18 protein-coding genes are annotated in these 22566 nt (G+C 61.0%); 17 read left to right on the top strand and 1 reads right to left on the bottom strand.

Features of this window, described 5'->3' with window-relative positions:
• Window positions 1-89 precede the first annotated feature (89 nt).
• The 3 genes from moaA (at window position 90) to B5F33_RS04605 (ending at window position 4212) form a co-directional block, all read left to right on the top strand.
• The gene (gene moaA, locus B5F33_RS04615; RefSeq protein ID WP_087410630.1) at window positions 90-1178 is read left to right on the top strand and encodes a GTP 3',8-cyclase MoaA; all 1089 of its coding nucleotides are present in this window, start codon (window positions 90-92) and stop codon (window positions 1176-1178) included.
• A gap of 838 nt (window positions 1179-2016) precedes the next feature.
• Window positions 2017-3342: a cyclic pyranopterin monophosphate synthase MoaC gene (moaC, locus tag B5F33_RS11010; protein WP_239284797.1), complete on the top strand. Its 1326-nt coding sequence runs from the start codon at window positions 2017-2019 to the stop codon at window positions 3340-3342.
• A 180-nt stretch (window positions 3343-3522) separates the two neighbouring features.
• Window positions 3523-4212, top strand: coding sequence for a Bax inhibitor-1 family protein (locus B5F33_RS04605; protein ID WP_087410629.1), 690 nt, complete (start codon window positions 3523-3525; stop codon window positions 4210-4212).
• A gap of 417 nt (window positions 4213-4629) precedes the next feature.
• On the opposite strand, the gene B5F33_RS04600 is transcribed toward B5F33_RS04605, so the two are convergent.
• Window positions 4630-5490 carry a MurR/RpiR family transcriptional regulator gene (locus B5F33_RS04600; RefSeq protein WP_087410628.1) on the bottom strand — a complete coding sequence of 287 codons (861 nt, stop codon included), beginning with the start codon at window positions 5488-5490 and terminating at the stop codon, window positions 4630-4632.
• Between the two features lie 576 nt (window positions 5491-6066).
• On the opposite strand from B5F33_RS04600, the gene B5F33_RS04595 reads away from it, so the two are divergent.
• From B5F33_RS04595 to B5F33_RS04530, 14 genes are all read left to right on the top strand, one after another.
• Complete coding sequence (locus tag B5F33_RS04595) at window positions 6067-7512, top strand: glycoside hydrolase family 1 protein (protein ID WP_087410627.1); 1446 nt, start codon at window positions 6067-6069, stop codon at window positions 7510-7512.
• A gap of 57 nt (window positions 7513-7569) precedes the next feature.
• A complete protein-coding gene (locus tag B5F33_RS04590) occupies window positions 7570-7968 on the top strand; it encodes a VOC family protein (RefSeq protein WP_087410626.1) in 399 nt (132 codons plus the stop codon).
• A gap of 266 nt (window positions 7969-8234) precedes the next feature.
• Window positions 8235-9074 carry a Cof-type HAD-IIB family hydrolase gene (locus tag B5F33_RS04585; protein ID WP_087410625.1) on the top strand — a complete coding sequence of 280 codons (840 nt, stop codon included), beginning with the start codon at window positions 8235-8237 and terminating at the stop codon, window positions 9072-9074.
• A gap of 290 nt (window positions 9075-9364) precedes the next feature.
• Window positions 9365-11566, top strand: a complete 2202-nt coding sequence (locus B5F33_RS04580) for an ATP-dependent DNA helicase RecQ (RefSeq protein ID WP_239284795.1) — start codon at window positions 9365-9367, stop codon at window positions 11564-11566.
• A 249-nt stretch (window positions 11567-11815) separates the two neighbouring features.
• Complete coding sequence (locus tag B5F33_RS04575) at window positions 11816-12937, top strand: AAA family ATPase (RefSeq protein ID WP_087410623.1); 1122 nt, start codon at window positions 11816-11818, stop codon at window positions 12935-12937.
• 134 nt (window positions 12938-13071) lie between these two features.
• On the top strand, window positions 13072-14184 hold the full coding sequence (locus B5F33_RS04570) for a Gfo/Idh/MocA family oxidoreductase (protein WP_087410622.1): 1113 nt from the start codon (window positions 13072-13074) through the stop codon (window positions 14182-14184).
• 71 nt (window positions 14185-14255) lie between these two features.
• Complete coding sequence (metA, locus tag B5F33_RS04565) at window positions 14256-15203, top strand: homoserine O-succinyltransferase (RefSeq protein ID WP_087410621.1); 948 nt, start codon at window positions 14256-14258, stop codon at window positions 15201-15203.
• Window positions 15204-15629: 426 nt separating this feature from the next.
• A complete protein-coding gene (locus tag B5F33_RS04560) occupies window positions 15630-17684 on the top strand; it encodes a BglG family transcription antiterminator (RefSeq protein ID WP_087410620.1) in 2055 nt (684 codons plus the stop codon).
• A 15-nt stretch (window positions 17685-17699) separates the two neighbouring features.
• On the top strand, window positions 17700-18170 hold the full coding sequence (locus B5F33_RS04555; RefSeq protein ID WP_087410619.1) for a PTS sugar transporter subunit IIA: 471 nt from the start codon (window positions 17700-17702) through the stop codon (window positions 18168-18170).
• 51 nt (window positions 18171-18221) lie between these two features.
• Window positions 18222-19649: a PTS ascorbate transporter subunit IIC gene (locus tag B5F33_RS04550; RefSeq protein WP_087410618.1), complete on the top strand. Its 1428-nt coding sequence runs from the start codon at window positions 18222-18224 to the stop codon at window positions 19647-19649.
• 120 nt (window positions 19650-19769) lie between these two features.
• Window positions 19770-20057, top strand: a complete 288-nt coding sequence (locus B5F33_RS04545) for a PTS sugar transporter subunit IIB (protein WP_087410617.1) — start codon at window positions 19770-19772, stop codon at window positions 20055-20057.
• A gap of 56 nt (window positions 20058-20113) precedes the next feature.
• On the top strand, window positions 20114-20968 hold the full coding sequence (locus B5F33_RS04540) for a transketolase (RefSeq protein ID WP_239284794.1): 855 nt from the start codon (window positions 20114-20116) through the stop codon (window positions 20966-20968).
• Window positions 20968-21930, top strand: a complete 963-nt coding sequence (locus tag B5F33_RS04535; protein ID WP_087410616.1) for a transketolase C-terminal domain-containing protein — start codon at window positions 20968-20970, stop codon at window positions 21928-21930. The genes B5F33_RS04540 and B5F33_RS04535 overlap by 1 nt, the downstream gene beginning before the upstream one ends.
• 151 nt (window positions 21931-22081) lie before the next feature.
• Window positions 22082-22566: transaldolase family protein (locus B5F33_RS04530; RefSeq protein WP_087410615.1), on the top strand; the 485-nt coding region annotated here is incomplete at its 3' end.

The following is a 22566-nucleotide window of genomic DNA, read 5'->3' as shown; positions in this document are numbered from 1 at the left end:
GCAGCCCGTTTGGCCCGTTGACGTTGCGCCTGTTGCGCCGTGTTATTATCCTCATGTGGGAATAATAAGCAGACGGGCAGGGAGGGCGCATGTCCACCCATGAACTTCATGACGGTTTTGGTCGCGGTATCTCCTACCTGCGGATTGCCGTAACCGACAAGTGCAACTTCCGTTGCGTCTACTGCATGCCCGAAGAGGGCGTGCCGCCGCGCGCACACGGCGAGCTGCTCTCCGCCGAGGAGATTGCCCATTTTGTGCGGCTCGTTGCCGATGAGGGCATCCGCCGCGTGCGCCTTACGGGTGGCGAGCCGCTTGTGTCGCATCGCATCGTACCGCTCGTGCGTGAGCTGCGGGCCATTCCGGGCATCGAGGACATCTCGCTTACCAGCAACGGTGCCCTGCTGCCGCGTCTTGCGCCCGAGCTCAGGGAGGCGGGCCTCGACCGGGTAAACATTTCTCTGGACACGCTCGACCCCCGCCAGTTCTCGCAGATCACGCGTCTAGGCAGGCTCGAGCAGACGCTTCGCGGTATCGATGCCGCGCTGACATGGGGGTTTGACCCTGTAAAGGTGAACTGCGTGGTGGTTCGGCGCCTGCAGCAGGACGTGTTTGGGCTTGCGCGTCTTTCGGTGGAGCGGCCGGTGCACGTGCGGTTTATCGAGTACATGCCCATCGGCGACGAAAGCACGGGTACGGCGCGCGCCCATGACGTTGCCGAGGCGCCCCGCCAGGGCCCAGACCCGCATTGCCCGGGCGGCGTCGATGCGAGCGCGTGGGACGCGAGCGATACGGTGCCTTCGGAGGAGCTGCGAGAGCGGATTTCCGAGGCTGGCGTTGCCGCCGGCCTGGGCGCGCTCGAGCCGGTGGGGGAGGGCTCCGGCCCCTCGGGTGCCGGACCCGCTCGGTATTGGCGTTTTCCGGGGGCGGCGGGAACGGTTGGCTTCATTTCGGCTATGTCAAACCATTTCTGCTCGCAGTGCAATCGCATGCGTCTGACGGCCGACGGGGCTATTCGACCCTGCCTGTTCTCGGATGCGGAATACTCGGTGCGCGACGCCCTACGCGCCGGGGATGACGCGCGCGTGCTGGCCATCTATCGCGATGCAATCGCGCACAAGCCGCAGGAACACGAGGTTATCGAAGGCACCGAGCGCTTTATGTCACAGATCGGCGGCTGACGCCGCCGATCCGCTTGGCGTGCGGTGATGGTGCGTTACTGGGGTTCGCGGTCCAGAGGGTGTCCGCGCTGGTCGGAGGTACGTCGAGGCGCGGCGTATGCGGCGCCGCGCCGATGGATGGCGTGCCGCGCTGTGCCGGTAGACGCTGCGCCGCGCGGGCGGGCGCCACGCGGGGTGCGACGCGCCGCACCGACGGGGCCTGGCCCGCTGCTGCAGTGACGCGGGCCCATTCGATGCGCCGCGGTGGTAAATTGCATAAAATCATTTAAAGAATGTATAGAATTGGGTGTCTGATTAAAATCCTTCACTTTTTGCTGGTGTCAACAACGCTAAATATCATCGCAGTGGTCAAAAAGGTCACTGAGGTAGTTTTTCAGTTCCCCAATATGCGCCGAAAAGTCGCCCACATTGCTTCGTGGAGCTGTGATTTCGAGTGTTTTGGGGTGTTGATATTTGGTGCAGGCTTTATACATGGCAAATATTCAAAATAGCAACACCCCGCAAAAACTACCTCAGTGACCTTTTTGACCATCGAAACGATTTTTAGCGTGACCACGGCGTCTCCAGGCGCCGGTTGGGCCCCGCGAGCCTCTGGGGCGGCGGTGCACAAGCCTGCCGCAGCGCCGAAGGCGCCCGGCGCCACGTGTTTTACGGCATGACAAGCTGGGTCGGTGGCGCCGGAGCGCCTTTTGCAACAGGATGCGCCACCGGGAGGATGCGCCCCCGTAAGCGCGTCGCAGTAAGACTGTGCTTGAGAGATACCTTGCATGGCGGGTACGTATCGCTTCGGGATACAATCATGGCAATAGGGCTTGAAGCGACGGGCATGGAGGTTCGCATGGGGACTCGCAACGACATGACTGACTCTGCGGTGGGCGCGCGCGATGCGTATCGCGACACGTTGACGCACGTGGACGAGCGCGGCGATGTGCGCATGGTCGATGTTTCGGAAAAAGCTGAGACGCATCGCATCGCCATTGCCGAGGGGAGCATCCTCATGCATCCCGAGACGCAGGCCATGGTCCTCGAGGACCGCGCCAAAAAAGGCGACGTGCTTGCCTGCGCGCGCGTCGCGGGCATCATGGCGTCCAAGCGCACGAGCGGGCTTATCCCCATGTGTCACCCGCTCCTGATCGCCAAAAGTAAGGTGGATATTCAGCCCATCGCGGCCTCCGGCGCTTCGGAACGCGAAGGGTGGGCCCCGGCGCGTGAGGATGGGCGCGTGGGATTTCGTGTTCAGGCCACCTGCGGCGTGACGGGTGTGACCGGCATCGAGATGGAGGCGCTTACGGCGGCAAGCATCGCGTGCCTCACCATCTATGACATGTGCAAGGCGGTCGATCGCGGCATGGAGGTCGTGGACGTGCGGCTGCTTCGCAAGGAGGGCGGTCGTAGCGGTCTGTGGGAGCGCGGGGCGCAAGCGGCATCTGTTTCCGCCGCACCAGACGCCGACCGCGCAGCCGAGGCGGCCGCAACCCTCGAGACACCGGCGCCGGCCCCAGTGGCAAGCGAGGTCGCGGCCGAGGACGTGCCGACCCCACAGTCGGCTTCCAGCAGCGACGCCGTCCCGGCCGTCGCGCAGGTGGCGCCCGTGGCTGCGCGCGCAACTGCGAGCGTGCCGGCCGCGCCGTCCAGCGGCCATCCGGCTCCGGCCATCGCGTTTGTGGGCTATCAGAACTCCGGCAAGACGACGCTTGTCGAGAAGGTCATCGCCATCCTGACCGCGCGCGGCCTGCGCGTGGGTTCCATCAAGCATCATGGGCACGCGGGCTTTGACATCGACGTGCCGGGCAAGGACTCGTGGCGCCACGCCCACGCCGGCAGCCGGCACGTGGGCCTCATCAGCGCAGACCGCTTTGCGGAATACGCCGACACCTCCGCCGAGATGCCGCTCGGCGACATGCTTGCGCGCTTCACCGATGTCGACGTGGTGATCGTCGAGGGCTACAAGACGGCAGGGCTGCGCAATATCGTGGTCGCGCGGTCGGGCGTCGATCGGCGCCGCGGCGCGAGCTCAGTGGACCTTATGGACGAAGGCACCATCGCGCTTGCCTGCAACGACGTAGTGGCGCGTCAGGCGCCGCGGGGCACCCGGGTCGTGGACATCAACGATGCCCACGCCGTGGCCGACCTTGTGCGCGAGGCTCTTGCCGGTCGGGCGTAGCGCCTTCCCACGCCGAGCGGGCAGGTTGTCGCAAGGTGGCGGCTGCAGCTTGACAGAACCTAGACATTTGTGACTAGAAAGCCAACGTTTGTCCGCATCGCCTGCGGCTGCTGCGCGCTGGGTATACTGGTGCCAACTACGCGGCGGTCCCTTGCCGCCGCCGAGAGATTAGGAGTCATCATGAACGAACTCGAGCGCTTCGATAGCCCCATCGTGGCCGAGCGCCCGGCTGGCAAGCTCGTCTCGCGCCGGCTATACAACGCGGTCCTTACCGGGCTCGTGCTGCTGTCCTTCGTGGTTATGGCGGCATGCTCGTACTACACGTCCACGGCCGATTTCCTACTGTTCGTGAGCCACAACGCGCTTACATACACGATTGGAAGCCTCGTGCTGTCCATCGGCGGGCTTATTGCCATGAGCATCGGCCGCTCCAAGGAGAGCATGCCGATTGCGGTTGTGGGCTACGCTCTATTCACGCTTTCCTTTGGGTTTACCACGTCGTTTGCCCTTACGGCTTACTCGCTCGAGAGCATCTCGACCGCGTTTGCCGCGACGGCCGCCATCATGGTCATCTTTGGGGCGGCGGGTTTCCTGTTCCCCAACTTCTTTGCAAAGATCCAGGGCGTGCTGAGCATCTCGCTGCTGGCGATTCTTGTTGTCGAGCTGGTGCTCATGGTGATGGGTGTGCGCCAGAACTTCACGGACATCGCGGTCATCCTCATCTTCTGCGGCTTCATTGGCTTCGATGTGTACCGCGCCTCCGCAGCGGCACCGACGCTCACGAACGCCCTGTGGTTTGCGGTCGATCTGTATCTGGACATCATTAACGTGTTCCTGCGCATACTGTCTCTTTTGGGCAACCGCGACTAGGCTGCGAGATCTTTTTGCCGGAAAGGCGCGGGCTGCATGGTGCGGCCCGCGCCTTTGTCGTATCTATGCAATGTATGCGCCATGGTGCAGGCGAAGAGAGGTCAAAAGAAACCCGTTTCGGTTTTATGCAGTTATTTCTCGATTTGGCGAGTAGGGGCCACTTTTTCGCGACAAAACCGCAGGTCGCGAGAAGGTTAAACCGGGATCTACTCGGCTTGTCGCGAATTAACTGCATAAAACCGAAACGAGTTCTCTGGGATAGCCATATGGGGCCGTTATAGGGGGTGCCGCGCTCTCCCCGCTTGGCATAAGGGCGCGCTCGAAGCCTTGCGGAGTCCGTCCGGCTGTCATGCAAAGACGTATTGTCTGCCTGCGGCATCTGGTCCGCGCCGGAAAGCAGCCTTTGCGTTGCATCCCCTAGGCCTGATCGATGCCGGGCAAGCTCGCGTAGGGAAGGGCGCGCTCCAGGAAGGTCTCGCATGCGGAGTAGCGCCGGGCAAACAGGCAGCTAAACAGCGCGTCTAGTACAAACTGCACGGCGATGTGGCTGGCAAACTGGGTGATGCGTCCTTGCAGGTCCTCGCGGTCGCTCACTGACAGGTATACGTCGAGCCCAGGGTTCCGGCGAGCCCCGGCGGGCGTGCCGATAAACACCACGGGTACTTTTTGCTGCGCCAACAAGGGGATGAGCCGCCGCAGGTGTGGGTTGAGCCCCGAGTACGAGATCATGACGGCGACGTCGTGCTCGTCCGAGGCAAGCACGCGCCGTATTTGTCGCTCGTCGCGCTCATGGCAGGTGGCTTCGATGCCGGACGACAGGAGCCGCTCGAAGAACATCTGCGCAGGAAAGAGATTATGCGACTGCGTGTAGATATCGATGCGCCGGGCACGGTCGAGCAGCTCCGCCGCGCGGTCGAGCGCCTCGGCGTCGAGCAGCTGCAGGGTGTCGGCAAGCGTTTCGTCGTAGAGAGCGCGCATGTGGGGGAGGATGGTCGCCGCCGTCTCGCCTGTCATGAACGGAAAATTGATGTCGACCGATTGCGCGCGGGCGCTTGCCGTGTCGGAGCGGGCGAGCTCGACCTTGAGCTGCTTGAAGCCATCGATGCCGAGTTTCTTGCAGAAGCGATGCACCGTTGCGATGGAGACCGAGGCCATCTGTGAGAGCTCCTTAATGGAACAGGTCTGCAGGCGGTCGCCCAGGGCGAGTACCACCTGCCCCAGTTGCTGCTCGGTAGGGGTGAGGTGTCGGGCCTCTTGAATCTTTCGTCTGATGTCCACGATGTCTCCTTGCAGGTCTGGCTCGTCGGATGACGTGTTGCGCCGGGAGGGGGTTTGCGCGCAGCGCGGTCCCGTGTCGCGGGGGTGTCTGCACGCAACGCGCCGCCGCGCTACGCCGGGACGCGCGCAACGCGCCGCCGCGCTGCGCCGGGGCGTGCCCGCCTACGACGGCACACCGCGCGGCGCCCAGGTCCGCGCCGCACGACCTCCAGCTTCGCACCGCACGACACCAATGTATCAAAAAGTATCAACGATACCGACAATATGCCGTTGACCTTAGAAAAGATGTCTCCAATTGCCTGACACCCATTCTCATCTTGGGCGCTGACAGGCATACTGTAGGCACGGCACGCCAAGACGGGCGGCGCTGGGGCACCCCCGCGGGTGCCACGCCCGGCACCGTTTGGGAGCCCCCGGGGTGCAACACGCAGCACCGCCTGGGCGCCCTCCCGGGGTGCAACACGCGGCACCGCCCGGGCATTCCCCGGTGCAGCACGCGGCACCGCCTGGGCATCTCCGCAGGTGCCACGTGCCGCACCGCCCGACAACGACGGAGAACAGAGACAGGAGCGACTTATGGCACAGGCATTTCCAAAAGGCTTCTTCTGGGGCGGCGCGACGGCCGCGAACCAGCTCGAGGGCGCGTGGGACGTGGACGGCCGCGGTCCCAGCGTCGACGACCACTTCCTTGGCGGCAGCGTGGACACCCCGCGCGAGATCACGATCGACATCGACCCCAATCGGTTCTATCCCAACCACGACGGCATCGATTTTTACCACCGCTACGAGCAGGACATCGAGCTCTTCGCAGAGATGGGCTTCAACATGTTCCGCCTGTCCATCTCGTGGAGCCGCATCTTCCCCAATGGCGACGATGCCCAGCCCAACGAGGCCGGCCTCGCGTTTTACGACCGCGTTTTTGACTGCCTGCGCGAGCACGGCATCGAGCCGCTTGTGACGCTTTCGCACTACGAGATGCCCTACGCGCTTGTAGAGAAGTACAACGGCTGGGAGAGCCGCGAGCTCATAGAGCTGTTTGAGCGCTACTGCGCCACGGTGTTCGAGCGCTATCAGGACAAGGTTCGCTACTGGCTGACCTTCAACGAGATCAATCTGGGCGCCTCGGCGGCCGGCGCGCTCTTCGAGACGAGCATGATCCGCGGCTTCGAGGGCCCGGCCTCCAAGGTCGAGGTCACCCCGCAGCAGTGCTACCAGGCGCTGCATCACCAGTTTGTGGCGAGCGGCCGCGTGGTGCGCCTGGCGCACGAGAAGTACCCGCAGTTCAAGATGGGCAACATGGACTGCTTCATCCTCACCTATCCCGCCACCTGCGACCCTGCCGACGTTCTTGCCAACGAGCTCGAGATGAACCGCATGAACTGGTATTGCTCCGACGTGCAGGTTCGCGGCGCCTATCCGTACTACGCGCGCCGCTACTGGCGCGAGCACGGCGTGGAGCTGGACGTGCGCGACGGCGACCTGCAGAACATCGCCGACGGCAAGGTGGACTTCTACACCTTCAGCTACTACATGTCCAACACCGTGACCACGCACGGCGACGTCGAGACCACCGGCGGCAACATGGTCTCCGGCGGCAAGAACCCCTATCTGGAGTCCACCGACTGGGGCTGGCAGATCGACCCGACGGGCCTGCGCATTGCGCTCAACCAGATTTATGCGCGCTACCAGATTCCGCTCATGGTGGTCGAGAACGGCATGGGTGCGTTCGACACCGTGGAGGCGGACGGCTCGATTCACGACGGCTATCGCATCGACTACCTGAAGAAGCACGTTTTGGCCATGCGCGAGGCGGTCGAGGACGGCGTCGACCTCATTGGATATACGTGGTGGGGCCCGATCGACCTGGTGTCGGCCGGCACCGGCGAGATGCGCAAGCGCTACGGGTTCATCTACGTGGACAAGCACGACGACGGCACCGGCGATTACAGCCGCCTGCGCAAGGACAGCTTCTTTGCCTATCAGAAGATCATTCAGAGCAACGGCGCCGACGGCCTTGAGTAGCCTTTGATTCGGTTTGCGACGGGGCTTTTACGTTACGAGAGGAAGGCGAGAACACCCATGAGGATCGAACACGTTGCACTCTACGTTGAGGACCTTGCCGCCGCGCGCGATTTCTTCGTGCGCTACTTCGGGGCGAGGGCGAACGACGAGTATCACAACGAGCGCACGGGCTTTCGCTCGCATTTTCTAACCTTTGACGACGGCGCGCGCCTGGAGGTCATGGCCAAGCCCGGAGTGGGCGGAGGTGCCTCCGATGGCGTGGATCTTTCCGCAGAGCGCCAAGGCTTCGCCCACCTGGCGTTTTCGGTGGGAAGCGCCGAGGAGGTCGACGAGCTCACGGCGCGCCTTGCCGCGGACGGCTATGAGGTGCTGAGCGGCCCGCGCACCACCGGTGACGGCTACTACGAGAGCTGCGTCGCCGGCCCCGAGGGCAATCGCATCGAGATCACGGTGTAGGCGTCTGCTGGGCGCCCGGCAATAACCCGCCGGGTGCCCGTGGGACGTCCGCTGGTAGCTACCCGGCACTCGTGGGACGCCCGCCAGCGCCTGCCCAGCACTCGTGGGACACCCGCCAGACGTTCACCCAAGCACCGCCAGGCGTCCGTGGGGGCGCCCGCCAGCGCCCGCCCGACGCCCACCAGCACCCGTCAGACACCGCATGCCAAGCGCCCGTCCAACCCCCCCAAACCATCCAACACCCCAAGACCGCTAGGAGAGGCCTCATGTCCGACCGCAAGATTATCTTCCTCGATGTCGACGGCACCATCGTCACCTACGACAACGAGCTGCCGGAATCCGCCGCACGCGCCATCCGCCAGGCACGGGCAAACGGCCACAAGGTGCTCATGTGTACCGGGCGCAGCAAGGGAGAAGTTTCGCCCGAGCTCGAGGCCCTTGGCTTCGATGGCATGCTGGGCGGCAACGGAGCCTATGTCGAGGTCGAGGGTCGCGAGGTCATGCATCAGCACATCTCGGCAGAGCAATGCCGCAAGATCGTCGACTGGTGCCACGAACGCGGGCTCGCCTTCTACCTGGAGAGCAACAACGGCCTCTTTGCGAGCGAGAACTTCCGCGAGGACGGGCACGAGGCCGTGGTCGCCTACTCGCAGGGCGCGGGTGCTCCGGTGCCCGCCGATGTCACGGTCGAGGACGTGTTTCCCCTGCTCCAGTTTGGCTGCGAGCTCTATCGCGACGACGTCAACAAGGTGAGCTTCGTACTCCGCAGCTATGACGACTACCTCGACGCCCGCCGCGACTTCTCTGACATGAAGGTAGGTACCTGGGGCGGTAAGGGCGAGCACGCTCTGTTTGGCGACTTCGGGGTGAGGGGCATCGACAAGGCGCGTGCGGTCCGCGTAGCCGTCGACGCGTTGGGGGCCGACATGGCCGACACCATCGCCATGGGCGACGCCAAGGTGGACGTCCCCATGCTTCAGGCCTGTGCCGTGGGCGTGGCGATGGGTTCGGGCGGCGAGGAGGCCAAGGCTGCGGCCGACTATGTGACCACCGCGGTCGATGACGACGGGCTGTGGAACGCTTTCGAGCACCTGGGCTTGCTGTAGCCGCGTCGCCGTGTGCTCGAAGCCTGTTGTGTAGCAATTCACACGCCCAATGTCTGTTGTGTGGCAATTCACACGTTCGAGGCCCCTTTTAGGTGGGTTGAGCGTGTGGATTGCCACAATTCTTTTGGCAAGCGTGTGAATTGCTACACAACGCGAGGCCGGCCGCCTTGGTCCGGGCCGACACCAACAATCGGCGCACAGACCGCAGCTTCCTCTCGCGTCTGCAGGCGACGGTATAATGCTCGCGATACACACGGATGCACACAGGGGAGATAGGGGAGGATGCGGCGGTGGAAGCGACGTCGGGAACAGCGATGGCCTCAGGTGTGGCGAGCGTTGCGTCCGCGGGCGACGGACGTCTTCAGGGCGCGTCCGAGTGCGGATGCCCGGCGGCTGCACTCGAGACGCTCAAGCGCTACTTCGGCTACACCTCGTTTCGACCCGGCCAGGACCGTATGGTGTCGGCCATTCTATCCGGCCGCGACGCGCTGGGCGTTATGCCCACCGGCGCCGGCAAATCGATCTGCTACCAGGTGCCGGCGCTCATGATGTCGGGCATCACGCTTGTGGTGTCGCCTCTCGTGTCGCTCATGGCCGACCAGGTACGTTCGCTCAAGGCAGCGGGCGCGCGGCCGGCGTATCTCAACTCCACGCTTACGCCCGGACAGCAGAACACCGTACTCAAGCGTGCGTCTGAGGGTTGGTATCAGATCATGTACGTGGCGCCGGAGCGCCTGTCGGACCCGCGGTTTTTGGCATTTGCGCAGCATGCGGCGGCTCCGGGAGGGCTCGGCGTGCCCCTGGTGGCGGTCGACGAGGCCCATTGCGTGTCGCAGTGGGGGCAGGACTTTCGCCCGGCGTACCTTGCCATTGCCGATTTCGTCGCCGCGCTGCCGCAGCGCCCGGTGCTTGCCGCCTTTACCGCTACGGCGACCGAGCGCGTGCGCACGGACATCGCCGCTATGCTGGGGCTTCGCGCTCCCGAGACGGTCGTGACGGGGTTTGATCGCACGAACCTGTATTTTGGGGTGGAAGAGTTGGGCGAAAAAGCCAAGCTCACGCGCATTCGCGACTACGTGCTCGAGCATGCTCAGGAAAGCGGCATCGTGTATTGTTCGACCCGCAAGGCTACCGACGAGCTTGCAGCCGAGCTAGGGCGCGCGCTTGGGCCCCATGGCGTGCGGGTGGGCCGGTATCATGCGGGCATGGGTGTCGAAGAACGTCGGCACGCGCAAGAGGCGTTCATCTGCGACGACATGTCGGTGATCGTGGCGACCAACGCGTTTGGCATGGGCATCGACAAGCCCAACGTGCGCTACGTCATACATCACAACGTGCCCGAGAGCATCGAGGCCTACTACCAGGAGGCGGGCCGCGCGGGGCGCGACGGCGACCCGGCATCGTGTCTGCTGTTGTGGAACGGCAACGATTTTCGCATTCGCCGCTTTTTGATCGACCAGGAGCGCGACGACGAGACGCTTGACCCCGAGCAGCGCGAACAGGCCAGGCGGAACCGGTTTCGCCTGCTTTCGCAGATGGAGGGGTACTGCAAGACGACGGGCTGTCTGCGCGAGTATATCCTGCGCTATTTTGGCGATGAGGCGGCGGGGATGTCGTCAAGCCTTCCGGGCGACGCTGCGGAAGGGTGCAGCAACTGTTCGAATTGCCTGACGTCCTTCGCGGTGGAGGACGTCACCGATGCCGCGCGCGCCGCTGTTCGCTTTGTTGCCGCGCGGCCGGGCCGGTTTGGCAAGACCGTCATTGCCGACGCGCTGCATGGAGCCGAAAACGAGCGCGTTCGCTCGTATCGGCTGGACGAGGTCGCGGGCTACGGATCGCTTGCCGACATGCCCGCTACACGGATTCGCGAGGTGATCGACCAGCTGGCGGGTCGCGGTTATTTGTCGATCTCGCAGGGGCAGTACCCGGTGGTGGGGCTGGGGCCGCGTGCGGCCGAGGCGCTTGCGGGAGACCCCCTGGTGGATCCAGGGGCGTGGGCGGCTGCCCTGGCAGCTGCGGATGACGTGCGGGCCGGTGCCGCGCCGGGCATCGCCGACGGCCTGGGAGCCGCTGGTGAGGCGCCGGCCGCCGACACCGGCGACCTGGTTGCAGGAGACGCACCCGCTGCCGGCGGCCGCGCCTTCCCGCCGTTTCGCTTTACCATCAAGCGGCGTGCGTCCAAGCGGGCGGCCACGCGCGTGCGACGGGCGGTGGACCTGTTGCGCGACGAGGCTCAGCAGGATGCGCGCCCGCGGGTGGGCGACGACGCCGAGCTCTTCGAACAGCTTCGTGTCCTGCGCCGCGAGCTTGCCGACGAGCGCCAGGTTCCGGCCTACGTGGTGTGCAACGACGCGACGTTGCGCGGGCTCTGCCGTCGCCGTCCCCATACCAAAGACGAGCTGCTCGAGGTCACGGGCATCGGCGAGCGAAAGGCCGAAGAATACGGCGAGGTGCTGCTTGGCGCCATCGCTACGTTTGAAGCGGGACAGTAGGTTCTGGCAGGTGTCTTTGCAGGCAAGTTCTGGTCTGTCGGGCGTTCACATCAGCGTCTTCAGGCGGAGGTGCCTGCGTTTGATCCTTCGCTGGGCTGTGAGTTTCGTTTTGCGCAATCAACAATCACTGGTTCGGTGCTTCTGCTTTTACTATTCTTACTATAGTTGCTATTGTTACGATAGTTACGATAGCTGCTAGAGCTATGGTTAACACAACAAACGAGAGGCGAGGTGCCAAAGGAGGCTTCAATGGCGCTGCTCAATCCCTTCCGCCCCACAGCGGGCGCCGAGCCGCCTGTTCTTATTGGACGGAGCAAGGTCACACACGACTTTATCGACGGCCTTGAAGAGGGTATTGGCTCGCCCGCGCGCCTGATGCGCATCACCGGCCCGCGTGGTTCGGGCAAAACAGTGCTACTCACTGAACTAGGGGATATTGCTCGCGATAAAGGCTGGCGTGTGGTTGATGTAACCGCGGTGGACAATGTTGCCGAGGCGATTCGCTACGAGCTTGAAGGGTCTCCTCAACAGCAAGAAGTGTCGTTGGGCGCAAACCTTGGGTTGATTTCCGTGCAGGGGACAAGCACGACAATGTATCGCGAGGAAAGCCTGCGCGGAATCATGACGCGTATCGCTACGGAGCAGACGGAGCAAGGCCGTGGTCTGTTGGTGACCATCGACGAGATACAGGATGCCGATGAACACGATATTCGCCTTGTTGCGGCGACGGTCCAACACCTTATTCGAGAGCGGCAGAACATTGCATTTGTGTTTGCAGGTATCACAACGGGCGTGCTCGACCTCATCAACGGAAAGGCGTTGACGTTTCTACGTCGTGCTAAAAGTGAGGAGCTAGCACCCATCGCGCACGATGACGTAGCCAGGGCGTTTCGCCATACCATCGAACACGCGGGGATGAGCATCGACGCGATGGCTCTTGACAGCATGGCGCAGGCAACGGCTGGCTATGCATACCTCATCCAGCTTGTTGGGTACCACGTTTGGGCGATCGCGCGGGAACACGCCAAGACATCTCTGGCCATCGACAAGCACGACGTTCAAGAAGGCGTGTCACGTGCTATGGATGAGTTTGGTAACGTGGTACTGGAGACGGCCCTTGCGGACCTTCCCTTGCGGGCGATTGAGTATGCACTGGCGATGACTGAGGACCAAGAGGTTTCCGCAACGGCGGAGATTGCGGAGCGCCTGCATGTAGCTCCAAGCTCGCTGACCAGTTATCGCCGCATGCTGATCAAGCATCAGGTAATCGAGCCTACGGCGCGTGGATTCGTGGCGTTCTCGATTCCTTACATGCGTGACTATCTGAGAAAACACGGAGATGAAATCCGCATGCGATACATTGCACGGTGAGCGTCGCGGCGGATGCTGCCGTCGCCGCGCAGAAGGGGCGTCCGCACCGCGCGGTATAATTTCTCCGAAACGACGACGGGATACGGCGCGCGTCCGCATCCCGTCGCAAATGTCGTCGGAGGAGGTCTTCCACCATGTCTTCGTCCACGCCCCTCGATTCTGCTGCTGCCGCTGCCGCCGCTTATAAAGCGGTGCAGGGCAAACCGTTTCCCAAGGACATCTTTAGCGCCCCGCATCTGCGCTGGGCGGTGATCGGCTGCGGCGCCATCGCCAACCAGATGGCGCAGACCATGGGGCTCGCCGGGCGCAAGCTGGTCGGCGTGGCAAATCGCACGCACGAAAAGGCCGTCGCCTTTGCCGAGCGTTACGGCGTAGAGCGCGTGTTCGGCAGCTTCGACGAACTCTATGCGAGCCCCGATATCGACGCGGTATACATCACCACGCCGCACAACACCCACATCTCCTTCCTGCGCGACGCGCTGGCCGCCGGCAAGCACGTGCTCTGTGAGAAGGCCATCACGCTCAACAGCGCCGAGCTGGCCGAGGCCCGCTCCCTTGCCGCCGAGCACGGCGTGGTGCTCATGGACGCCACGACCATCCTGCACATGCCGCTCTATGCGAAGCTCTGCTCCCGCGCAGCCTCAGGCGAGTTTGGCGCCATGAACCTTGCGCAGGTGAACTTCGGCAGCTTCAAGGAGTACGGCGATCTTACCAACCGGTTCTACAACCCGCGCCTGGCGGGCGGAGCCATGCTGGACATTGGCGTCTATGCGCTCACCGTGGCGCGTATCTTCATGGCGAGCCACCCCGACGAGGTGGTTTCGCTTGCCAACCGCGCCGTCACGGGCGTCGACCAGACGAGCGGTTTCGTGACACGCAACGCCGAGGGCCAGCTGGGCGTGTTCTCGCTGTCGCTTCATTCCAAGCAGCCCAAGCGCGCGGTCATCAGCTTCGACAAGTGCTACCTGGAGATCAACGACTATCCGCGCGCCGACCGCGCAAGCATTGTGTGGACCGAAGACGGGCATCGCGAGATCGTGGAGGAGGGCGAGGAGGCGTATGCCCTCGCCTATGAGATGGCCGACCTCGAGGCGGCTGCGGCGGGCGACGAATCGAAAGCCAAGCTCATCGACTATGCGGCGGATGTTATGGACACCATGACGCGGCTGCGCTACGACTGGGGCATCTATTACCCCGAGGAGGCGGACCTCGCCGCCGCGGCGGGCGTTGCGGTCGCAGGAGCGTAGGAGGGTTGCTTGACGCGCATCTCGGCGCGTGAAAAGATTGAGGCTCACCGAAGCCATAAAGGAGCGTCTTCATGCCCATTCGCATTCCCGACGCCCTGCCCGCCACCCAGGCGCTCGAGGGCGAGAACATCTTTGTCATGACCGAGTATCGCGCCATCCACCAGGACATTCGTCCGCTGCGGGTGCTCATCTTGAACCTCATGCCTACCAAGATCGCCACCGAGACGCAGATCATGCGCAAGCTCTCCAACACCCCGCTGCAGATCGAGGTCGAGCTGCTGCGCACGCAGAGCCACGACGCCAAAAACGTGTCGGCCCAGCACCTGGAGACCTTCTATCGCACCTTCAAAGAGGTCGAGCACGAGCACTTCGACGGCCTGATCATCACGGGTGCTCCGGTCGAGCAGCTGGATTTCACCGACGTCGACTACTGGCCCGAGCTCGAGCGCATCATGGACTGGTCGACCACCAATGTCCACTCCACCCTGCACATCTGTTGGGGAGCCCAGGCGGGGCTTTACCACCACTACGGCATCCAGAAGCACGAGCTGCCGCGCAAGCTTTCGGGCGTGTACGAGCATAAGCTCGTGAAAAAGCAGTCTCCGCTCGTGCGCGGCTTCGACGATCGTTTCTTTGCGGTGCATTCGCGCTACACGGAGGTGCGCGAGGCGGACGTGCAGAAGCATCCCGACCTCGAGATCCTGGCGACCTCCGACGTTGCGGGGCTCTACATTGTGAAAAGCACCGACAGCAGCCGGTTCTTTGTGTTTGGCCATCCGGAATACGACGCCGACACGCTCAAGCTGGAGTACGAGCGCGATGTGGCCCGCGGCATCGATCCGGACATCCCGGTGAATTATTTCCCCGACGACGACCCCTCGAAGGAGCCGCTGAACACCTGGTGCAGTCAGGCCCAGCTGCTCTACACCAACTGGCTCAACTACTACGTTTACCAGACCACGCCCTACGACATTCGCAAGGCAGGCCGTAACGCCCGCGCCATGGCGGGCCTGGTTTAGGGGTTGCGTCTACTATTTACTTCCCTGCGCCATTGCGTGCAGGGTGGTTCTTCTGACGATATCTCAGGGAGTTTGCTGTTCTGGATGGCGTCGTGATGATGCCCCCTGCGGAGCTCCTTGGGATATCGTCATATGGGAAGCAGCCAGCACCTTCTATGCAGGGCTTAATGTAATGAGCCATAGGTGATGGGCTTCCAGCTTCTCATGGCTCACAAGCTTCGTTTGAACGCCCGGCGAAAGGTAGCTCAGGCGGCTTACGACGTGCTCTGAAGTTCTTTATATAGAGCATTTCCGCAGATAAAAAGCTAATTTTATATTCTTTTCACACCATGCGTCATCCGTTTCCTCGCCGATATGAAATGGATGACGCTTGTGTGTGCATTTTGTGAATGAGTAGATTAATGATGCGGAAAAGGAGGGCGCCACGTGAACATTCGCCAACGACATGAGCTTCGGCTGCTCGCTGAACGCGGGGAGTTCAGTTTGGAGCGCATTGCCGAGAGGTATGGCGTCACGCTACGCTCGGTTCGGTACGACATCGATGAACTGAATAATCGTCTCTATGGCATCATCGAGGCCGACGCCATTGTGGTGCGGTCGAAAATCGCCCGGCTCAAGGAGGGCGTTCCGCGCAACTTGCTTATGGCGCTTTCATCTACGGGAAGCGACGATTTCAACAACGAGGCGCTTTCACAGCGTGAACGCGTCCTGATCATTGTCTCTATGCTGTGTTGGTCTGACGACTTCGTGACCATCCAGGAGTTCGCTGACACATTTGGCGTGAGCAGGGCTACCGCAACGCGCGATTTTGCCAAGGTATACAGCTACTGTGAGGAACATGGCCTTGCCATTGAACGGAGTCGCGGAAAGGGTGCCAGGGTTGTAGCGAGCGAACAGGATCGCCGCCGAATGTTCACCCAGGCAATTCGAGATTGCCGCGCAACGGACAGCTCCCATGTTGGTTTTGATCCTGCGGACTATACCACCTGGTTTCCTCAGAAGGACCTGGAGCGCATTGCGGCGATTGTTCGCGATGCCGAGCGCCTCTACCACGTGACCCTCGACGATACGGCATTCGAAGCCATGGTGGTGCATATTGCGCTATCAATAAAACGGCGTCGCCAAGGCACCAAAATCGATGCACCCATCAACATCGACGCCTTCCTGGAAGACTCCGATGCACACTTTGAAATGGCGAACTACATTTTGAAGCGCATCGAGGAGGAGCTTGATGTCAAGCTCCCAGAAGAAGAGCGCTACTACATCGAGATTCATATGGGCGCCCGTTCGGGCGAGGTCGCCTCTGCGTTGGCGAACGGGAATGTGGGGGTTGAATTCGCCTGCATTTCGCTCATTGCTACGGTCTCGCACCGTGTGGGCGTAGATCTGACCCATGACATGAATCTCTATAATCGCTTGTTGCAGCATATTTCCAGCAGCATCTACCGCAAGAAAGTCGGCCTTATGCTGGAAAATCCGCTGAGAGATGAGCTTCTGGGCAGCTATGCCGAGCATGCGGCCATCATCAAGGAGGCTGTGTCTTCGAGCATTCTGGGAGAACTGACCGAGACAACACCGGACGAGATTGCTTACATCCTGCTGCATTTCGAGACGTCCATTGTCAACAGCCGAAAGGCTGAGGTGCGCCTCCCCAATATTGTCGTGGTGTGCTCGACGGGGTTCGGAACGGCCGAGCTGCTGGCAGCAGAGGTCAGCCGTGTGTTCGACGTCAACCTCATTGCAAATATACCGGCGCATCAGGTTTCGAGCATTACCTCAGACATGGGAATCGATCTGGTAATTTCGACAGTTCCTTTGCAAATTGATATTCCCTATGTCGAAGTTCGCCCGCTTTTGAAGAACGAGGACATCGCCAACATTCGTCGAGCCCTCAATGAGTTCGGATTCATCGTGGATGCCGAGGTGCCAAAGGCGAACGCCACAGCGGCAACGTCGTCTGCACCTCATGGATTGACGTCGCCTGCAACGGCGGACAGCGCCGAAGGGCTTATGGGAGCTTCCCTTGGCGATTTGCTTCTGGGCAACGTTCGCCTGGATAAGGAAGCTCATAGCTGGCAAGAGGCTGTCCGCGTTTCGGGCGAACCGCTCGTTGAGAGCGGGGCCATCGATTCGGGCTACATCGACCTAGTTGTTGCAAACATCACCGAGCTTGGCCCTTACGTGGTCATTTCACAAGGCGTCGCGCTTCCACACGCCGCAGGTGCAGGGCATGTTCATCGCACTGCTATGTCCTGTGTACGGTTGGCGGAGCCGGTGGCTTTTGGCGCCGCTGACCGCGATCCGGTTCGCTTCGTCTTCATGCTGGCAACGGTGGATGCGACATCTCATATGCGCGCACTGGTTCATCTTGCGGAATTGCTTACAACCCCTGAGTTCATGCAGACGTTGGCAGAGACAGACAACGTTCAACAGCTCATGGACTTTGTGACGGATTTTGAAACGAAAAACGCCGACCGCTAGAGAGGAGGAGAAAAGATGGCACAGGAAGTCAAGACGCTCGCCGATATGGTTCTTCGTGAGAACGTCCAGATTCTGGACGGAGTTGACACGTGGGAAGAGGCTATCCGCGTAGCGGTGCAGCCTTTGGTTGACGGGGGATTCGTCGAGCCGCGCTATATTGACGGCATTATCGAGAACACACATGAAATGGGTCCGTATTACGTGCTCTGCCCCGATCTGGCCCTGCTTCATGCTCGTCCCGAGCAGGGCGTCATTAAGCAGCAGGTCGCTTTGACCATTGTGCGCAACCCCGTGCGGTTCAAGCCGGAAGGTCCGGATGTCCGCGTGTTGGTGACGCTTGCGGCGATTGATGCCGATTCGCACATCGGCGCTATGCAACAGCTTGCTGTTTTGTTTGGAGATCCCGACAACATCACGCGCCTTGCTGAGGCGCCGGATGCCGATGCTGCCTATGAACTGTTTGTTGGTGCTCCGGCAGTGGAATAGCGCATCGATTTGGCGCCTGCTCGCTGCCCCGTCATTGGAAAGGAAAGGGAAATGGCAGTAATTGATTTTATCGTCAACATTTTGTCTACGCCGGCCATCCTTGTTGGCTTGTTGGCCTTTTTGGGCCTCGCGCTTCAGCGTAAGCCGGTTGAAGAGATTGCCCTTGGAACCATCAAGACCATCGTTGGCTTCCTGGTGCTCAACGCTGGATCAGCGTTCCTGCAGTCCGATTCGCTGAACGCCTTCGGCGAGGTTTTCAACTATGCGTTCAACATGCAGGGTGTTGTGCCGAACAATGAGGCTGTCGTCTCGATGGCTTTGAACGATTTCGGCCAGGCGTCCGCACTCATCATGTGCTTTGGCATGGTTCTCAACATTGTCCTTGCCCGCTTCTCGCGCATGCACTATATCTTCCTTACCGGTCATCACACCCTGTACATGGCTTGCATGCTCGCTGTTGTACTTTCCATTGGTGGCCTGGATGGCTGGATGCTCATTGCTGCCGGCTCCTGCATTCTCGCTGTCATCATGGTTCTCTCTCCGGCCTACTGCCAGCCCACATTCCGCAAGATCGTGGGCACCGACGATATCGCTCTCGGTCACTTCGGTGGTATCGGCTATGCTCTCGCGGGCAAGGTCGGAAGCCTGTTCAAGTCTAAGAACAGCAAGTCCACTGAGGACATCAACTTCCCGCAGCGTCTTATCTTCCTGCGTGACAACACGGTCGCTATTGGCATCACCATGGTTGCTCTGTTCGTCATCGTTACCGGCGTCGCCGTGGGCCGCGGCATTCTCTCCGAGGATCCCTCGCAGTTCTCTTACCTTAACAACCTGCTGAACGTTGGCACCGAAACGACGAACAACTGGATTGTTTGGTCTGTTACGAGTGGTCTGTCCTTCGCTGGTGGCGTGTACATCATTCTCTCTGGTGTTCGTATGATCGTCGGCGAGATTGTTCCCGCCTTCAAGGGCATTGCCGAGAAGCTTGTCCCTGGTGCCGTTCCCGCTATCGACTGCCCCGTGTGCTACCCCTATGCTCCCAACGCGGTGCTGATTGGCTTCCTCACCTCGTTCGTCGCCGGTATTGTTGGACTGTTCGTGCTTGCTGGCATCAATGCCGCGGTTGTTCCGTGCGCCCTTATCCTGCCCGGTGTCGTGCCCCACTTCTTCTGTGGCGCCACCGCAGGTGTCTTCGGCAATGCTGAGGGCGGCCTCAAGGGCTGCATCGCTGGCGCATTCGTGCATGGCCTGTTCATCACGTTCCTTCCTGCAAATTGCATGCCTGTCTTCACCATGCTGGGCTTCACGAGCGCAACCTTCTCGGATGCAGATTTCTCGTGGCTGGGCATCCTCTTCGGCAACCTTGCACAGATGGCGCCTGGTATGCCCCTGTTCATCATCTGCGTGATTTGCTTCCTGCTGCCTATCCTGTACAACTTCATCGCTCCTAAGCCCAAGAAGGCTGCGGACGCTGAGTAACCCCTCTTTTCACGAGGTGCCGCCTTGGCAGACGGCGGCACCTCGGTCTGGAAACCGTTGCAGATAGCTGGCCATTGCGGCCGACGTTATTCCGCATTAACACGACGTTAGGAGAACACCATGGAGATCAAGAAAATCATGTGCGCATGTGGCTCTGGTTTGGGTTCGAGCATGTTGGTCGAGATGAACATCAAGGACGTGCTGAAGAAGCTCGGCCGCGAGGACGTGCAGGTATTCCACTCGGTAACCGGAGATATCCGACTGGGTGCTGCCGATCTGTTTGTAGTTGGTCGTGACCTTGCGGCGTTCATTCCGTCCGATATTCCGGAGGAGCAGCACTGCATTCTTACCAACATTGTTGACAAGAAGGAGCTTGAGGCGAAGCTGCGCGAAAAGTTCGGCATGTAGCTTTCTGACTTTTCCGATAATCGCTCGATTCTTGCAAGACCGTGAAAGGGGTTTACGTGGACGATACGAGTCGTGCGAATGTCACGCTGCTTGCAGCGAAGATTCGCCGGGACGTGCTCTCGATGCTACTTGATGAAGGGCAAGGTCATCTGGGTGGCTCGCTCTCCATCGTTGAGCTCATGGCCGTGCTGTATGGGAAACAGCTGCGCTTCAATCCCAAAGAGCCGCGCTGGGAGGGTCGCGACCGCGTCGTGCTGTCCAAGGGACATGCGGGGCCGGGTTGGTATTCTGCGCTCGCCGAGAGTGGTTTTTTCAATCGCGAGATGCTCTATACGCTCAATGATGGAGGCACCAACCTGCCTTCGCATCCCGATCGCACGAAGACCCCTGGTGTTGATATGACTACGGGCTCTCTGGGCCAGGGCACCTCGACCGCCGCGGGAATCGCTAAGGCGCTGCAGCTAAAAGGGTCTGACGCGTACGTATACCTTATCGTGGGCGATGGAGAGTTGAACGAGGGGCAGTGCTGGGAGGCATTCCAGTTCATAGCTCATAATCGTTTAAACCATTGCATCGTGATCATTGATGACAATAAAAAGCAGCTCGACGGATATACGAAAGACGTCATGAACCCGTTTGACATTGCTGAGAAGATGCGGGCATTCGGGTTTGAGACGCAACGGGTCAAAGGCAACGACGTCGATGCCATCGACGCTGCCATCGACGCGGCTAAGGCGGTCTCTGACAGTGCGGTGTGTATCGTTCTTGATTCCATCAAGGGCGCAGGCGTTCCATTCTTTGAGCAGATGATGGCCAATCACTCGGTGAAGTTCAACACTCCCGAAATTATCGATGCAACAAAGCAGGCAATCGCTGAGCTCGATGCGCAGATTGAAGGGAGTGAGGCCTAATGATTAAGCTTGCAGAAAATCGCGATGAGATGGGGCGTGAGCTGCGCTCGGTCGTTGTCGAGACCCTTCAGGACATCATGAAGGATAACGAGCGCGTTGTGGCGCTTGAGGCGGACCTTGGTGGCGCGAGTGGTTTTACCAAGATTGCCGCGACCAATCCCCATCAGTTTGTGCAGTGCGGTATTGCCGAGGCGGACATGATGGGCATTGCTGCCGGCATGTCCTCTGAGGGCTTTGTTCCCTTTGTGCATACGTTTGCTCCTTTTGCGACGCGCCGTGCCTTTGATCAGGTGTATTTGTCGGGTGCCTATGCAAAGAACGCCATCAATATCTATGGTTCTGATCCTGGCTTTTGCGTAGGAACAAACGGTGGCACGCATACCAGTTGGGAAGACGTGGCGCTTATGCGCACTATTCCCGGTGCAGTTGTTTGCGACGGAGCCGACGACGTGCAGACAGAGTGGATTATTCGCTCGTTTGCGGCAATGGGTCAAGGTATCCACTACTTCCGGGCAAATCGCAAGGCGGTGCGCAATGTATACGCACCGGGCTCAACGTTCGAAATGGGACACGGCAATGTGGTTCGCACCGGCGATGATGTCTTGATTATCACGGCGGGCCAATTGTTGAGCGATGCGCTTGATGCTGCCGAAATCCTTGAGCAGCAGGGTATAAGCTGCGAGGTCGTGGACATGTTCTGCATCAAGCCTCTCGATGTTGATCTGATACTTTCGGAGTCCGCGGGCAAGAAGGCCGTTGTCACGTTTGAGAACCATGGGGTAATCGGTGGTTTGGGCAGCGCTGTCGCTGAGGTGCTCGCCGAGCATACGGTTGCGGTGCCGTTCCGCCGCCATGGCGTTGTCGAGCGGTTTGGGCAGGTAGGCTCTCCGGCGTTCCTGCAGAAAGAATTCGGGCTCACTGCCGACGATTTGGTCAAGACGGTCGCCGGTTTGCTTGGGTAGCACGGGCCGAAATGCCGGTCTTTTGCTGATTTGTTGAGCCCGATGGCGGAAGGATTACAGGACGCAGGTCGAGAGGGCTGGGCCGGCGCTGTATAAGAGTCTCGCCATCGGGCTCGTTTACGCTGAATTTGTCATTACAGAAGGAGTGCATATGAAGTTCTTTATCGATACTGCAGACCTCGACGAGATTCGTGAGGCGCTCTCCTGGGGCTGCCTGGCCGGCGTCACTACCAATCCGTCGCTCTATGCGCGCACAGGTGGCAAGCTGGCCGACTTTGAGCCCCACATGGTGAAGATCGCCGAGCTTTGCGAGGGTCTGCCGGTCTCAGCCGAGTCCACCGCTACCACGACCGACGACATGATCGCCGAGGGCCGTCGCCTCGCTGCGCTCGCGCCCAACATCGTGGTTAAGCTGCCGATCTGCGCCGAGTCGCTTGCCGCCACGCACCAGCTCGCCTCCGAGGGCGTCCGCGTGAACATGACGCTGGTCTTCTCCGCCCCGCAGGCGCTGCTGGCAGCCAACGCCGGCGCCCGCTACATCAGCCCGTTCGTGGGCCGCTTCGACGACATCGCCGAGGACGGCATCGAGCAGCTCGCCAACGTCGTGACCTGCGTCAAGAACTACGACTGGACGGG

The organism is Collinsella sp. An2 (assembly GCF_002160065.1).
In the GTDB taxonomy this organism is placed as follows: domain Bacteria; phylum Actinomycetota; class Coriobacteriia; order Coriobacteriales; family Coriobacteriaceae; genus Limicola.
This window is presented reverse-complemented; position numbering and strand designations above follow the sequence as displayed.